The following is a 14,117-nucleotide window of genomic DNA, read 5'->3' on the forward strand; positions in this document are numbered from 1 at the left end:
ACCACCACAACAGCAGCAGGCGCTTCGTTGGCCATCAGGAACAAGCTCACCGCCTGAACCCTCAGGACCCAACAACGTGTCCGACACCCACCCCGACCAGCCGCGGCGTTCCACCACACCCCCACCAAGGGGCTGCAGGTACTAGCACGCGACCCACCAGGGTCACGATGTCATGATCGATGTTCCACCCAGAGCACCCGGCTGCCGGACATCCGCCGACACAACCGGGCATGACCACCAACCACCACCAAAAGCAGTGGCCGGGGCATTGAAAGCTCCTTAGAAAGGAGGTGATCCAGCCGCACCTTCCGGTACGGCTACCTTGTTACGACTTAGTCCCAATCGCCAGTCCCACCTTCGACGGCTCCCTCCACGAGGGTTGGGCCACCGGCTTCGGGTGTTACCGACTTTCGTGACTTGACGGGCGGTGTGTACAAGGCCCGGGAACGTATTCACCGCAGCGTTGCTGATCTGCGATTACTAGCGACTCCGACTTCATGGGGTCGAGTTGCAGACCCCAATCCGAACTGAGACCGGTTTTTTGGGATTCGCTCCACCTTGCGGTTTCGCAGCCCATTGTACCGGCCATTGTAGCATGCGTGAAGCCCAAGACATAAGGGGCATGATGATTTGACGTCATCCCCACCTTCCTCCGAGTTGACCCCGGCAGTCTTCCATGAGTCCCCACCATTACGTGCTGGCAACATAGAACGAGGGTTGCGCTCGTTGCGGGACTTAACCCAACATCTCACGACACGAGCTGACGACAACCATGCACCACCTGTATACCGACCAAAAAGGGGCACCCATCTCTGGGTGTTACCGGTATATGTCAAGCCTTGGTAAGGTTCTTCGCGTTGCATCGAATTAATCCGCATGCTCCGCCGCTTGTGCGGGCCCCCGTCAATTCCTTTGAGTTTTAGCCTTGCGGCCGTACTCCCCAGGCGGGGCGCTTAATGCGTTAGCTGCGGCACGGAACTCGTGGAATGAGTCCCACACCTAGCGCCCAACGTTTACGGCATGGACTACCAGGGTATCTAATCCTGTTCGCTCCCCATGCTTTCGCTTCTCAGCGTCAGTAGTGGCCCAGAGACCTGCCTTCGCCATCGGTGTTCCTCCTGATATCTGCGCATTTCACCGCTACACCAGGAATTCCAGTCTCCCCTACCACACTCTAGTCTGCCCGTACCCACTGCAAGTCCGAGGTTGAGCCTCGGATTTTCACAGCAGACGCGACAAACCGCCTACAAGCCCTTTACGCCCAATAATTCCGGACAACGCTCGCACCCTACGTATTACCGCGGCTGCTGGCACGTAGTTAGCCGGTGCTTCTTCTGCAGGTACCGTCACTTTCGCTTCTTCCCTGCTGAAAGAGGTTTACAACCCGAAGGCCGTCATCCCTCACGCGGCGTCGCTGCATCAGGCTTTCGCCCATTGTGCAATATTCCCCACTGCTGCCTCCCGTAGGAGTCTGGGCCGTGTCTCAGTCCCAGTGTGGCCGGTCGCCCTCTCAGGCCGGCTACCCGTCGTCGCCTTGGTGAGCCATTACCTCACCAACAAGCTGATAGGCCGCGAGCCCATCCCAGACCGAAAAACTTTCCAGACCATGCCCATGCGGACTGATCTCATATCCAGTATTAGACGCCGTTTCCAGCGCTTATTCCGGAGTCTGGGGCAGGTTGCTCACGTGTTACTCACCCGTTCGCCACTGATCCACCCCAAGCAAGCTTGGAGCTTCACCGTTCGACTTGCATGTGTTAAGCACGCCGCCAGCGTTCGTCCTGAGCCAGGATCAAACTCTCCGTTGATGATAAAAACCCCCACCCCCAGGCAAAACCCAGGAGCAGAAGCCAATCAATAACCCAACAAAGGGCCTAAAATCCCGGCTGAGCAAGAACAACTAGCAAAAACTGCTACTTGTCTCAATCAACCAAAAGAAAATGCTCCCCAACCAAACCAACCCACACCACACGGCACAGGCCAGATCAGCCAAGGAACGAGGTATTGGCATCGATCATTTGACACGCTGTTGAGTTCTCAAGATTCACACGCACACCCCACACAACCCACCAACCGGCGACCTGCACAAGGGGCAACTTCTCCATCTTGCCGCTGTCCATGCTTGGGCGTCAAATCCGTGACCCGCTCTCTGAGGGGCCGGACTGCTTGATCGCGCTTGGATCTTCAGCGGCGGTGACCCACCGTAGCAGCGAGGCTGTACGGCTCCAAATCCGTGTCTCCGTGGTCGCGATGACCGTGGATCCTGCGATTCGAACGAGGGGCTGTCAGTCCTGGGACCGGCCTACTTGGTGCGACCCTGCAAGGGCCACCACTTGGTGTCCGTTCCTCCCTCTCGGGCTGACAGATGAAACATTAGATCACCCGTCGACCCGACGCCAAATCGCCTCTCCGGGAGTGCCCGTCCGGCCCGCGACGGGTGGGTTCCGGGACGGCCCGGGTGTCCCCGCCCGGCCTCGTCCCCCGCATCGGTGCCCACGCCCCCCGGCGAATCAGGACGGTGCGCAGGATGTCCGGCCGGTCGGTGATGATCCCGTCCACTCCCATGTCCAACAGCTCGTCCATCAGGGCCGGTTCGTTGACCGTCCACACCACGACCCGCACACCCAGACGGTGGGCCCGTCGCACGAGCGAGGGCGAGTGCACCGGGAGACGCCCGAGCCGGATCGGGAGGTGTGCGAAGCGTCCGGCCACGGTCACGGCCGGCGGTTGGAGGCCCACCGTCGACGCGGAGAGGAGCGCGGCCAGGGACCGCCACCCCAGGGCGGTGCGGACGTGCGGCACCTGTGACGCCAGGAGTTGCAGCCAGCCGTCCCAGGCGCCGGCGACGCAGACCCGCTCCGCGTAGTCCCGGCGCTGGAGGAGCCGGGCCATGGGCGCGATGGCGGCTCGTTCCTTCAGGTCGACCGTGAAGCAGGCATCCGGGAAGGCCTCCAGCGCCTCCTCGAGGGTCGGGATGCGCTCCGTACCCGCCACCCGCACGTGCGCGCGCAGCTGGTCGCTCGTGTGGGCGGAGACCCGACCTCGTCCCGTGGTGCAGCGGTCGAGCACCTCGTCGTGGAAGCAGACCAGTTCCCCGTCCGCGGTGAGCCGGACGTCGCTCTCGAGGTAACCCAGTCCGAGAGCGGTCGACATCGCGAAGGCCGCCAGGGTGTTCTCAGGAGCGATGAGGGCACCGCCACGGTGGGCGATGGCCAGTGGCTGACCCTGGATGCCGTAGCTCATGTCTCCATGGTTGCCCCGGAGACAGCGGTTGCCCAGCCCCGCAAGTCCCATCCCGCACGGCTTCACCAGTTCTTCGCCGGGTACATCCCCACCAGCCACCCAGCGGTCACCCACACCACGCGCAGCGGCGACCGGCAGCGTCTCGTGACCCCGCTTGCCGACGTTCCCCTCGACTCGTGGGTAGGCTTGCAACTGCACAAGGCCCGGCCCGTCAGCGGCGGGTCACCGTCGCGACCAGGAGCACCATGAGCAACGACAGCGCCACCAGCACCCCCGCCGAGCGAGCCGCCCACCGCGTCGTCGGGCAGCCGGCCCCTGGGGAGACCGAGCGGACCGTCGGTCAGCTCGTCGCCGACGCCTCGCACGACATCTCCTCCCTGATCCAGAACGAGATCCAGCTCGCCAAGACCGAGGTCTCCCGGGGCGTCTCCTTCGGCGGCAAGGGCGCGGCCTTCCTCGGCGTCGCGGCCTTCCTCGCCCTGCTCGGGCTGATCTTCCTCTTCCACACCCTCGCCCAGGTGATCGCCGTCTGGCTGCCGGTGTGGGCGGGCTACCTGATCGTGACGCTGGTCCTCTTCCTCATCGCAGCGGTCCTCGGTCTCCTGGGGGTCAAGGCCATGAAGAAGGCCAAGGCGAACGCGGTGCCGCAGCGGGCCATCCGCAACGCGCAGGAGTCGATGACGGCCATCAAGCCGGGCAGCTGAACCCTCCCGACGCCGCCGCGGCCCTGGTCGAGGGGCCGTGGGAGCACCGGTTCGTCTCCGCGAACGGCGCCCGGTTCCACGTCGCTGCCATGGGCAGCGGTCCCCTCGTCCTCTTCGTGCACGGCTACCCGCAGTTCTGGTGGGCATGGCGATTCCAGCTTCCCGCCGTGGCCGCGGCGGGGTATCGCGCGGTCGCGCTAGACCTACGCGGCTTCGGGGCGAGCGACAAGCCACCCACCGGGTACGACGGCCCGACGGCGTGCGACGACCTCGCCGCCGTCGTGCGCAGTCTGGGCGCGGACCGAGCCGTCTTCGTCGGCCACGGACTGGGTGCCTGGTTCACGTGGGGCATGCCGGCGCTGCATCCCGACGTGACCGCCGCCATCGCGCCGGTGGACGTACCCCATCCGGCGGTCTTCCACCGCGCGATGTGGAGGCACCCCCTCCAGTGGCGCTCCAACGGCAACCTCAGGGCGATGCAGGCCCCCTTCGCGCCCGGCCGCCAGGCCACCACGGTGGGCCGCCGTCTCCACGCCTGGTCCGGACCGGACCGTGCATGGCTGACCCCGCAGGTGGTCGCGCGGTACACGGAGGCGGTGTCCGTGCCCTTCGCCGGTCAGGCCGCCGCGGAGTACCACCGGTGGCTCTATCGCTGCCCGCTCACCCCGTCGGGTGTGCGATACCTCCACCGGGTCTCCGAGGGGATCACGGTCCCCGTCCTCCACGTCCACGGGCAGCGGGACCCGTCCTCGCTGCCGATCCTGTCCGCGGAGAGCCGTCGCCACACGAGCGGGCCGCTGCAGACCGCCGAGGTGCCGGGCGTCGGTCACTTCGTGCCCGAGGAGGCGCCGTCGCAGATGAACTCGCTCCTCGTCGACTGGCTCAGCGCCGTCCACCCCGGCCATGGAGGTACTGCCGCACGAAGCGCCACGGCAACCGCCGCCGGACGGCCTCGTCCCACGGGACATCGATCCCCGCGGCCTCGATGAGCACCGCGAGCAGCTGTGCGGTGAACCCCCAGACGAACAGGTCCGCCACGTCGAAGCCCGGCCCGACGTAACCGGACGGGCCCTTGACGGTGAATCGGTTGGCCGGTTCGACGAGGTCCGCGACCGGCACCCACTCGACACGGGCCACCTCTCCCCTGTCGATGACGCGAAGGGGGTGCGGCTCTCGCACCCAGCCCAGCACCGGGGTCACGGCGTTGCTGCTCGGCCCGAGCCACAGGTCGGGGAAGGAACCGATGACCTCGACCTCTGAGGGGTCCACCCCGACCTCCTCCCACGTCTCCCGCAGCGCGGCCTGGACCGCGGTCTCACCCGGATCGAGCTTGCCGCCCGGGAAGGAGACCTGGCTGGCGTGGCTGCGCAGGGTCTCCGACCGCTCCGTGAGCACCACGCGGGGCCCGGCGTCGCCGGGACCGAAGAGCATCAGGACCGCGGAGCGACGCGGCGGGTCGTCGGGCGGCTCGAAACGGGTGAACCAGTCCGGCAGGTCCGCGTGGAGGTTCACCTCGCACTCCAGCAGCCACTCGGGCGGCTCCGCCCCGGTGTGGCCGGTCATCCCCCCTTCGCCTCCGTGCCCGGCGCCAGCTCGAACTTGAGGAGCTTGGCCGCCGCCACGGGGTCGGTCTCACCCACGCCGTACGAGGGACACCACCTGGCCACGGGGCAGGCACCGCACGCCGGTCGCCGGGCGTGGCAGGTCCGCCGTCCGTGGAAGATCACCACGTGGCTGAGCATCGTCCACTCCTTGCGCGGGATGAGCCGGCCGACGGCCTGCTCGACCTTGACGGGGTCCTCCTCGTCCGTCCAGCCCATGCGCCGCGACAACCGACCGAAGTGGGTGTCGACCGTGATCCCCGGGACGCCGAAGGCATTGCCGAGGACGACGTTCGCGGTCTTGCGACCGACGCCCGGAAGCGTGACCAGGTCCGCCAACCGCGGCGGGACCTGTCCGTCGTACCGCTCCACGAGGGCCGCACCCAGCGTGATCACCGAGTTGGTCTTGGCCCGGTAGAAGCCGGTCGGCCGCAGGACCTCCTCCATCTCGGTCCGGTCGGCCGACGCCAGGTCGGCCGCGGTGGGCCAGCGGGAGAACAGGGCAGGGGTGACCCGGTTGACCGTGACGTCCGTCGTCTGCGCCGAGAGCACGGTCGCGACGAGCAGCTGCAGGGGGTTGGCGAAGTCGAGCTCGCAGTGCGCGTACGGGTACCGCTCGTGCAGGGTGCGGTACATGCGGCGAGCTCGACGGGTCAGAGCGAGTGGTGACTCGACGCGTTCGGCAGACACCCTCGCAGCCTAATGGGGTGCGACCTGCGTCTTCCGGGCGACCAGACCCCACGGAAATCCCCTCGCATGGCACACTGCGCTGTGTGAACCTCGATGTCGTACGCCGCGCCCCGCTCTTCGCGACTCTTGACGACGCCGACGCCGCCGAGGTGATGGCGACGATGACCCCCGTGCGCATGGAGCGCGGGGACGTCCTCTTCAACGAGGGCGACCAGGGTGATCGTCTGTATGTCATCACCGAGGGCAAGATCAAGCTCGGCCGCTCCTCCACGGACGGCCGGGAGAATCTGCTGGCGATCCTCGGCCCGTCCGAGATGTTGGGAGAGCTCAGCCTCTTCGACCCCGGTCCGCGCACGGCCACGGCGACCGCCGTGGCCGAGACGCAGCTGATCGGACTCGGGCACGAGCAGCTGGTCACCCTGCTCAGCAGCCATCCCCGTATCGCGGGCACGCTGCTGGGCGCCCTCGCCCGACGCCTGCGTCGGACCAACGAGAACCTCGCCGACCTGGTCTTCACCGACGTCCCCGGTCGCGTGGCCAAGGCCCTGCTCGAGCTGAGCCAGCGCTTCGGACGTCCGGTCGAGGAGGGCGTCATGGTCGCCCACGACCTCACCCAGGAAGAGCTCGCCCAGCTCGTCGGCGCCTCCCGCGAGACGGTCAACAAGGCCCTCGCCGACTTCGCCGGCCGTGGGTGGCTCCGCCTCGAGGCGCGCGCCGTCCTGCTCCTCGACGTCGAGCGCCTCACCCGCCGCGCCCGCTGACCCGAGCGAGCGGGCTCAGGCCCCGAGGTAGGCCATCTGGGCCAGGACCGACATCTTCGCGGCCGGCCACACCGAGTGGTCGACGTCCGCGTACACCGTCGCCACGACATCGTCGGCCGTCCGCGCACCGTCGGCGAGTGCCGCGCGGACCTGGTCGAGTCGCTCGCGCCGGTGAAGCCGGTAGAAGTCGACCATCGAGGCGGCGTCGGGGATCGTCGGTCCGTGACCGGGAAGGATCGAGGCGACCTCTCCCCCACCGGTGAGCGTCTTGATGCGCTCGAGTGAGTCGAGGTAGGCGGCCAGCTCCCCGTCGGGATGGGCGACGACGGTGGTGCCCCGTCCGAGGACCGTGTCCCCGGTCAGCAGCGCGTTGTCGGCCGGGAGGGCGAATGAGATCGAGTCGGCGGTGTGCCCCGGGGTGGTCACGACGCGGACCTCCAGGCCCGCGGTCCGCAGCACATCGCCGTCGGACAGGTCGTCGTGCCCCTGCCCGACGGCCTGGACGGGAGCACCGGTGAGCCGCGCCAGACGAGGCGCGCCCTCGCTGTGGTCGAGGTGACCGTGCGTGAGCACAATGCGACCGACGCGCGCCCCGAGCGATGCGACGTGGTCGACCACGCGCTGCTGGTGCGCCGCCTCGTCCTCACCGGGGTCGATGACGATCGCCTCGCTCCCGCCGGGCGGGAGCAGGACCCAGGTGTTGGTCCCGTCGAGCGTCATGGGCCCGGGGTTGCCCTGGAGGAGACAGTGCGCGTGCACCGTGATCTGACCGCCGTGCCACTCCCCGACGGGGGCGGAGGGCTCGGGAGGACGTGCCGGGCTCACGGCAGGCTCGCGCGCATGGCCGGCCCGGCGTCGGAGATGACGAACTCCGGCATCACCGGCGCGATGGGAAGGTCCTGCTCCATGGCCGCCCGCACGGTGCTCACGGGGGCCAGCTGCTCCAGGCTGACGATCGTCGGGGGCATCAGCATGACGTCGCCGTCGGCGAACGCGTCGAGCAGCGCCTGCGGCCGGGTCCAGCCGGACCGGTCCGCCTCGCTGGTGTCGCCGTCGGGGTCCTGGCCCGTGGGGACGGCGGCGACGAAGAACCTCGTGTCGTAGCGTCGCGGCTCGACGACGGGCGTGATCCAGTGCGCCCGGTACCGCAGCAGGTCGCTGCGCAGGACGAGCCGACGATCCAGCAGGACCTGACCGAAACCGACCTCGCGGGCCACGAGGGCCCGACGCAGCTCCCGTGCGGCATCGAGGTCGAGCTGCGGCGGCTCACCCTCCGCGCCGGCCGGCGAGGCCAGCAGGACACCGGTCTCCTCGAAGACCTCGCGCACCGCAGCGGCGACGAGCATCCGTGCCGCGGCCTCGTCGGTGCCGAGCAGCTCCGCCCACTCCTCGACAGCCGGCCCGGCCCACGGCAGCTCGTCCTCGGCATCGCGCCGGTCGGCCGCACCCCCGGGGAAGACGTGCATCGACGCAGCGAACTCCATCTGGGCCACGCGACGGAGCATGAAGACCTCGAGCGGGCCCTCGTCATCACGCAGCAGCATCACGGTCGACGCCAGCCGCGGGGTGACCGGTTCGGCGGGAGTGCCGTTGCCCTCCGCCACCCCGAGCGTTCGCCGGGCGTCGACGTCGAGCAGGAAGTCCCGCTCGACCATCAGTCGCGCAACCTCACGGTCACCTCGACCTCGACCGGCGAGCCGAGTGGGAGCGCCGCGACGCCCACGGCGGACCGGGCGTGCATGCCTCCTTCGCCGAAGACCTCGCCCAACAGCTCGCTGGCGCCGTTGATGACGCCGGGCTGCCCGGTGAAGTCGGGTGCGCTGGAGACGAAACCGACGACCTTGGTGACCTGCTCGACGCGGTCGAGGTCCCCGATGGCGGACTTCACGGCGGCGAGCGCGTTGATCGCGCACGTCCTCGCGAGCTCCTTGGCCCGGTCCGGGTCGACCTCGGCGCCGACGTGCCCGGCCTCGAGCAGCTGCCCGTCGACCATCGGCAGCTGTCCGGACGTGAGGACGTGGTTGCCGTCCACGAGGGCCGGGACGTAGGCGCCTGCCGGTGCGGCCGGTTCCGCGAGCGCGATGGACAGCTCGGCCAGGCGATCGTCGATGCGTCCCATCAGGCGCCCTTGGGTCGCTTGAGGTAGGCCACCAGGTTGGTCCCGTCCGGGCCGGGGACGACCTGGACGAGCTCCCACCCGTCCTCGCCCCACTGGTCGAGGATCTGCTTGGTGGCATGGACGATGAGCGGCACTGTTGCGTACTCCCACTGGGTCATGTCGGCACCCTACTCGTAGGCTGACGGGTGTGGACTCCCCCTCGGACCCTCGCGTGAGGCTGCACGTCGTGACCGGCAAGGGCGGGACGGGCAAGACGACCGTCGCCGCCGCGATGGCCCTGGCCCTGACGGCTCGCGGTCAACGCGTCCTGCTCGCCGAGGTGGAGGGGCGCCAGGGGATCTCGCAGGTGCTCGACGTGGCTCCGCTCGGGTCGAGCGAGCGCCACCTCGTCAGCGACCCGTCCGGCGGAGAGCTCTTCGGCCTGTCCGTGGACGCCAAGAGCGCGCTGCTGGAGTACCTGCAGAAGTTCTACAAGCTCGGGCGGGCGGGTTCCGTGCTGGAGAAGGTCGGGGCGGTGGACTTCGCCACGACGATCGCCCCGGGGGTCCGGGACGTGCTGCTCATCGGCAAGGTCTACGAGGCCGTCGGGCGGCAGACGAAGGGGGCCCGCAAGCGCCCCGTGTACGACGCGGTCGTCCTCGACGCTCCGCCCACGGGACGGATCGGCCGGTTCCTCGCGGTCAACCAGGAGGTCTCCGAGGTCGCCCGGATGGGGCCCATCCACAACCAGGCCGAGTCGATCACCCGCGTCCTGCAGAGCCCGGCCACGTCGGTGCACGTGGTGACCCTCCTGGAGGAGATGCCGGTCCAGGAGACGAGTGACGCCATCGCCGAGCTCGGTGGCCTCTCCCTGCGGGTGGGGTCGGTCATCGCCAACGGCGTCCGCCAGCGGCTCGTCGCGGACGAGCACGCCGCCACGGTCGCGGACCAGTCGCCGGAGGTGAGGGACGTGGTGAGCGAGGCCCTCGGCGTCGTCGACATCAAGGCCGGACCGGCGATGGTCTCCGGACTGCTCCGCGAGGGCGCCGACCACGTGATGCGGGCCCGGCTGCAGCTCGAGCAACAACAGGTGCTGGCCCGGCTCCCCGTCCCCGTCCGCACGCTGCCGCACCTGGCCGACGGCGTGGAGTCGGGGGACCTGCGGGTGCTCGCCGGAACCCTCGCCGAGCAGGGAGGCGTGTGATGGCCACCCGGACAGAGACGGGCCTGGACCTCGATGCCGTCATCGCCGACCCCGCACGACGGATCATCGTGTGCTGTGGCTCCGGTGGCGTCGGCAAGACGACGACCGCTGCCGCGTTGGCCGTGCGAGCCGCCGAGCAGGGACGTCGCGTGGTCGTCCTCACGATCGACCCCGCACGACGGCTGGCCCAGTCCCTCGGGCTGGACGAGCTGGACAACACCCCGCGTCCGGTGACGGGCCTGGACACCTCGGAGGGCGGTTCGCTGGACGCGATGATGCTCGACATGAAGCGGACCTTCGACGAGGTCGTCGAGGCCCACGCCTCCCCCGACAAGGCCGCCCAGATCCTGGCCAACCCCTTCTACGTCGCGGTCTCCAGCTCCTTCGCCGGGACGCAGGAGTACATGGCGATGGAGAAGCTCGGGCAGCTGCGCGCCCAGATCAGCGACGGGTCGCGCGACTGGGACCTGATCATTGTCGACACCCCGCCCTCACGCTCCGCCCTGGACTTCCTCGACGCCCCCAAACGACTGGGGTCCTTCCTCGACGGGCGCTTCATCCGACTGCTCATGGCGCCGGCGAAGGTCGGGGGCCGCGCCTCCCTTCGCGTCTTCGGTGCCGGGGTCTCGCTGGCCGGCGGGATCATGACGAAGCTGCTCGGCGGGGAGCTGCTGCGCGACATGCAGACCTTCGTCGCCGCCATGGACACCATGTTCGGCGGCTTCCGCCAGCGGGCGGACCAGACGTATGCACTCCTGGCCGACCCGGAGACCTCCTTCCTCGTCGTGGCCTCACCGGAGCGCGACGCGATGCGGGAGGCGGGATTCTTCATCGAGCGCCTCGCCAGCGAGCAGATGCCTCTGGCCGGGCTCCTCGTCAACCGGGTGCGCGTGACCGCTGCCAAGCAGCTGAGCGCGGGGCGCGCCGAGGACGCCGCGGACCGGCTCGAGGCCATGGGGAGCCACCCCCTCGCGGTCTCGCTGCTGCGAGTGCACGCCCAGGCCGCCGAGGACGCGGCCCGCCACCGGGCGATCATCACGCGCTTTCGCACCTCGCACCCGGGAGTCCCGGTCGGCACGGTCCCGGCGCACCCGGTCGACATCCACGACCTCACGGGGCTGCGCGACATCGGGAAGGCGCTCGCCGGGCGTCCGTGACGAGGCGCCGAACCGCCGCCGCGCTTGCCGGATCCGCTCAGGTTCGGAGGTTACCCTTTGCCGCATGTCTGCCTCCCGGATGCCACATCTTGCCCGGCTGCTCTGCGCCTTCGTCGCCGTGTCGGTCGGCATCGGACTCGTCGGCGCCGGACTCGTCATCCCCTTCGCCGGCGCCTCCGGCAATGCAGCGAAGGCCACCGCGCAGGGGTTCAACAACCTCGATGACGAGTTCACGGCCAACCCGCTGGCCCAGCAGTCGAAGATCTTCTCGGCGGACGACAAGCTCCTCGCCACCCCCTACGACGCGAACCGCATCGTCGTGCCCCTGGAGAAGATCGCACCGGTGATGCGGAAGGCGCAGCTGGCCATCGAGGACAGTCGCTTCTACGAGCACGGCGGCATCGACGTGCGGGGCACGAGCCGCGCCCTCGTGTCGAACCTGACCTCGCAGTCGACCCAGGGCGGGTCCTCGATCACCCAGCAGTACGTGAAGATGATGCTGGTGGAGAAGGCCGCGCGCAACGACAACCGGGAGGCCGTCGCAGCGGCGACGGAGCAAACGTACGCGCGCAAGCTCCAGGAACTGAAGTATGCGCTCAACGTCGAGAAGACCCACACCAAGAAGCAGATCCTCGGCAGCTACCTCAACCTCGCCTACTACGGCGACCAGGCCTACGGTGTCGAGGCGGCGTCCCTGCACTTCTTCAGCAAGCACGCGAAGGACCTCGGGCTCGCCGAGGCCGCGACCCTCGCCGGCGTGGTCCAGTCCCCCAGCCGGCTCAACGCACGGACGAACACCGAGGAGGTCCAGCAGCGTCGCGACGTCGTCATCGACCGGATGGTCGAGCTGGGTTGGGCCACCCAGGAGGAGGGCGAGAAGGCCAAGGCCAAGGACCTGGAGGACCTGCTCAAGATCCGCCAGAACGAGGGCGGCACCTGCTCGAAGGCGTCCGACCCGTACTTCTGCAACTACGTCATCTCCTACCTGAGGCAGATGCCCGAGCTGGGCCCGAACCCGGACGCCCGCATGCAGACGATCAACACCGCGGGGCTGACGATCAAGACGACGCTGCGCCGTGACTGGCAGAAGCAGCTCAAGGAGAACCTGACCGACCGGGTGCCGTCCGGAACCGAACGTTTCGGCGCCGCGGGGGCGATCGTCCAACCGGGCACCGGCAAGGTGCGTGCCATCGCCCAGACCTCTGAGTACAAGGTCGGCATGGAGCAGGCGACGACCAAGTACTCCGAGCAGGCGTGGAGCGTGCCGGCGCAGTACGGCGGGACCAACGGCTTCGCCATCGGTTCGACGGCCAAGATGTACGCGCTCGTCGCCGCCCTGCAGAAGGGCAAGCCCATGGAGTCCACGATCGACGCTCCCGCGGGCAGCTCGGCCACCTACACCCGGGACGACTTCCAGAAGAACTGCACCACGACCGACCCGTGGACGGTGGCGAACGCAGAGTCCGCGGCGGGTGGCACGATGACGATGGGTGAGGCGACGAAGAGGTCGGTCAACACCGCCTTCGCCGAGCTCGCCTCCGACATCGGCTCGTGCTCGATCCCGAAGGTCATGGCGAAGATGGGGCTCACCGACGGCTACGGGTTGCCCTACGGACTGGCCCGGGGCGGCGGCGAGAAGATCAAGGGCCGGTACGCGATCTCCAACATCGTGCTCGGATCGGACTCGACGTCGCCGCTGCAGCTCGCCTCCTCCTACGCCACCCTCGCCGCGGATGGCGAGTACTGCCCGCCGACACCGATCGAGTCCATCACCCGCGCCGACGGCACGAAGATGAAGATCGCCCCCCCGAAGTGCAAGCAGGTCATCGACAAGGGCATCGCGCGTGGCGCGACGCAACTGCTCACCAACACCATGGAGGACGGCGGCACCGCCGCCGCGATGACCCTTGCGAACGGCCGCGAGGCGGCCGCCAAGACCGGGACGACGGATGACAACAAGCAGTCCTGGTTCGCCGGCTTCACCCCCCAGCTGTCCACGGCCATCTGGGTCGGCTCCCCGATCACGGAGCACAAGATGACCAACGTCTCCATCGGCGGTCAGTTCTACGAGAAGGTCTACGGCGGCACGATGGCCGGTCCGATCTGGACGGAGATCATGAACACCGCTTCCAAGGGGATGGAGCGGAAGAGCTTCAAGGAGCCGAGCGAGAAGATCGTCGAGGGCGACCTCCGGGACATCCCCGACGTCGTGGGCGAGGGCCCGACCCAGGCGAGAGCCGCGCTGGAGGAGGCAGGCTTCGAGGTCACGGAGGGAGGCACCGTGTCCAGCAACCAGCAGGCAGGGTCGATCGCGTACACCGACCCGCGGGACGAGGCCCTCGAGGGATCGACGGTCACCATGTACATCTCCAGCGGGGTCGCGCCGTACACGCCCCCGCCGCCGACCCCGACGACGCAGGCACCACCGCCGGCGGCCCCGACGACGCAGGCGGCTCCCCCACCCCCGGCGCCGGCGAGCACACCGTCGTCCACCGCGCAGCCGCAGGCGCTGGGCAACAATGGCAACGGCAACGGCCGTGGACCCTCCGCGACCGCGTCCGGCTCACCGGACTGAGGTCATGACGAAGGGGCCGGTCACCATCGCGGTGACCGGCCCCTTCGTCGCTCCTGCGTCGCGCCCCGGGCGACTCGTGCGTCT

13 protein-coding genes and 1 rRNA gene are annotated in these 14,117 nt (G+C 68.7%); 6 read left to right on the plus strand and 8 right to left on the minus strand.

Annotation, left to right across the window (positions count from 1 at the left end):
- Positions 1-283 precede the first annotated feature (283 nt).
- Positions 284-1,808 (minus strand): 16S ribosomal RNA (locus PVE36_RS12865).
- A gap of 565 nt (positions 1,809-2,373) precedes the next feature.
- Complete coding sequence (locus PVE36_RS12870) at positions 2,374-3,243, minus strand: glycerophosphodiester phosphodiesterase (RefSeq protein WP_277452897.1); 870 nt, start codon at positions 3,241-3,243, stop codon at positions 2,374-2,376.
- 245 nt (positions 3,244-3,488) lie between these two features.
- On the opposite strand from PVE36_RS12870, the gene PVE36_RS12875 reads away from it, so the two are divergent.
- Both PVE36_RS12875 and PVE36_RS12880 read left to right on the plus strand, forming a co-directional pair.
- The gene (locus PVE36_RS12875; RefSeq protein WP_277452899.1) at positions 3,489-3,947 is read left to right on the plus strand and encodes a phage holin family protein; all 459 of its coding nucleotides are present in this window, start codon (positions 3,489-3,491) and stop codon (positions 3,945-3,947) included.
- Positions 3,948-4,036: 89 nt separating this feature from the next.
- On the plus strand, positions 4,037-4,936 hold the full coding sequence (locus PVE36_RS12880) for an alpha/beta hydrolase (RefSeq protein ID WP_277452900.1): 900 nt from the start codon (positions 4,037-4,039) through the stop codon (positions 4,934-4,936).
- Here PVE36_RS12880 and PVE36_RS12885 read toward each other — a convergent pair.
- On the minus strand, positions 4,830-5,510 hold the full coding sequence (locus PVE36_RS12885; protein WP_277452902.1) for a CoA pyrophosphatase: 681 nt from the start codon (positions 5,508-5,510) through the stop codon (positions 4,830-4,832). The genes PVE36_RS12880 and PVE36_RS12885 overlap by 107 nt on opposite strands.
- The gene (gene nth / locus PVE36_RS12890) at positions 5,507-6,184 is read right to left on the minus strand and encodes an endonuclease III (protein ID WP_277455843.1); all 678 of its coding nucleotides are present in this window, start codon (positions 6,182-6,184) and stop codon (positions 5,507-5,509) included. The genes PVE36_RS12885 and nth overlap by 4 nt, the downstream gene beginning before the upstream one ends.
- 137 nt (positions 6,185-6,321) lie before the next feature.
- On the opposite strand from nth, the gene PVE36_RS12895 reads away from it, so the two are divergent.
- Positions 6,322-6,999 carry a Crp/Fnr family transcriptional regulator gene (locus PVE36_RS12895; RefSeq protein ID WP_277452904.1) on the plus strand — a complete coding sequence of 226 codons (678 nt, stop codon included), beginning with the start codon at positions 6,322-6,324 and terminating at the stop codon, positions 6,997-6,999.
- Positions 7,000-7,014: 15 nt separating this feature from the next.
- Here PVE36_RS12895 and PVE36_RS12900 read toward each other — a convergent pair whose 3' ends face one another.
- From PVE36_RS12900 to PVE36_RS12915, 4 genes are read right to left on the minus strand one after another with little or no spacing between them, the layout of a single operon-like run.
- Positions 7,015-7,824 carry an MBL fold metallo-hydrolase gene (locus PVE36_RS12900; protein ID WP_277452907.1) on the minus strand — a complete coding sequence of 270 codons (810 nt, stop codon included), beginning with the start codon at positions 7,822-7,824 and terminating at the stop codon, positions 7,015-7,017.
- The gene (locus PVE36_RS12905) at positions 7,821-8,654 is read right to left on the minus strand and encodes an NUDIX hydrolase (RefSeq protein ID WP_277452909.1); all 834 of its coding nucleotides are present in this window, start codon (positions 8,652-8,654) and stop codon (positions 7,821-7,823) included. Before PVE36_RS12905 ends, PVE36_RS12900 begins: the two co-directional genes overlap by 4 nt.
- Complete coding sequence (locus PVE36_RS12910) at positions 8,654-9,118, minus strand: RidA family protein (protein WP_277452911.1); 465 nt, start codon at positions 9,116-9,118, stop codon at positions 8,654-8,656. The genes PVE36_RS12905 and PVE36_RS12910 overlap by 1 nt, the downstream gene beginning before the upstream one ends.
- Complete coding sequence (locus PVE36_RS12915) at positions 9,118-9,276, minus strand: DUF4177 domain-containing protein (protein ID WP_277237322.1); 159 nt, start codon at positions 9,274-9,276, stop codon at positions 9,118-9,120. The genes PVE36_RS12910 and PVE36_RS12915 overlap by 1 nt, the downstream gene beginning before the upstream one ends.
- A gap of 53 nt (positions 9,277-9,329) precedes the next feature.
- Here PVE36_RS12915 and PVE36_RS12920 point away from each other — a divergent pair, with 53 nt between their 5' ends.
- From PVE36_RS12920 to PVE36_RS12930, 3 genes are all read left to right on the plus strand, one after another.
- Positions 9,330-10,301 carry an ArsA-related P-loop ATPase gene (locus tag PVE36_RS12920; RefSeq protein WP_277452913.1) on the plus strand — a complete coding sequence of 324 codons (972 nt, stop codon included), beginning with the start codon at positions 9,330-9,332 and terminating at the stop codon, positions 10,299-10,301.
- The gene (locus PVE36_RS12925) at positions 10,301-11,458 is read left to right on the plus strand and encodes an ArsA-related P-loop ATPase (protein ID WP_277452915.1); all 1,158 of its coding nucleotides are present in this window, start codon (positions 10,301-10,303) and stop codon (positions 11,456-11,458) included. Before PVE36_RS12920 ends, PVE36_RS12925 begins: the two co-directional genes overlap by 1 nt.
- A 64-nt stretch (positions 11,459-11,522) precedes the next feature.
- Positions 11,523-14,033, plus strand: coding sequence for a transglycosylase domain-containing protein (locus tag PVE36_RS12930; RefSeq protein ID WP_277452917.1), 2,511 nt, complete (start codon positions 11,523-11,525; stop codon positions 14,031-14,033).
- Positions 14,034-14,117 lie beyond the last annotated feature (84 nt).

Source organism: Janibacter sp. DB-40, from assembly GCF_029510815.1.
Taxonomy (GTDB): Bacteria; Actinomycetota; Actinomycetes; order Actinomycetales; family Dermatophilaceae; genus Janibacter.

Bases quoted from the DNA above. Each gene is read 5' to 3' on its own strand.
- PVE36_RS12870 (WP_277452897.1), bottom strand. From the start codon at position 3,243: ATGAGCTACGGCATCCAGGGTCAGCCACTGGCCATCGCCCACCGTGGC.
- PVE36_RS12875 (WP_277452899.1), top strand. From the start codon at position 3,489: ATGAGCAACGACAGCGCCACCAGCACCCCCGCCGAGCGAGCCGCCCAC.
- PVE36_RS12880 (WP_277452900.1), top strand. From the start codon at position 4,037: ATGGGCAGCGGTCCCCTCGTCCTCTTCGTGCACGGCTACCCGCAGTTC.
- PVE36_RS12885 (WP_277452902.1), bottom strand. From the start codon at position 5,510: ATGACCGGCCACACCGGGGCGGAGCCGCCCGAGTGGCTGCTGGAGTGC.
- nth (WP_277455843.1), bottom strand. From the start codon at position 6,184: ATGTACCGCACCCTGCACGAGCGGTACCCGTACGCGCACTGCGAGCTC.
- PVE36_RS12905 (WP_277452909.1), bottom strand. From the start codon at position 8,654: ATGGTCGAGCGGGACTTCCTGCTCGACGTCGACGCCCGGCGAACGCTC.
- PVE36_RS12910 (WP_277452911.1), bottom strand. From the start codon at position 9,118: ATGGGACGCATCGACGATCGCCTGGCCGAGCTGTCCATCGCGCTCGCG.
- PVE36_RS12915 (WP_277237322.1), bottom strand. From the start codon at position 9,276: ATGACCCAGTGGGAGTACGCAACAGTGCCGCTCATCGTCCATGCCACC.
- PVE36_RS12925 (WP_277452915.1), top strand. From the start codon at position 10,301: ATGGCCACCCGGACAGAGACGGGCCTGGACCTCGATGCCGTCATCGCC.
- PVE36_RS12930 (WP_277452917.1), top strand. From the start codon at position 11,523: ATGTCTGCCTCCCGGATGCCACATCTTGCCCGGCTGCTCTGCGCCTTC.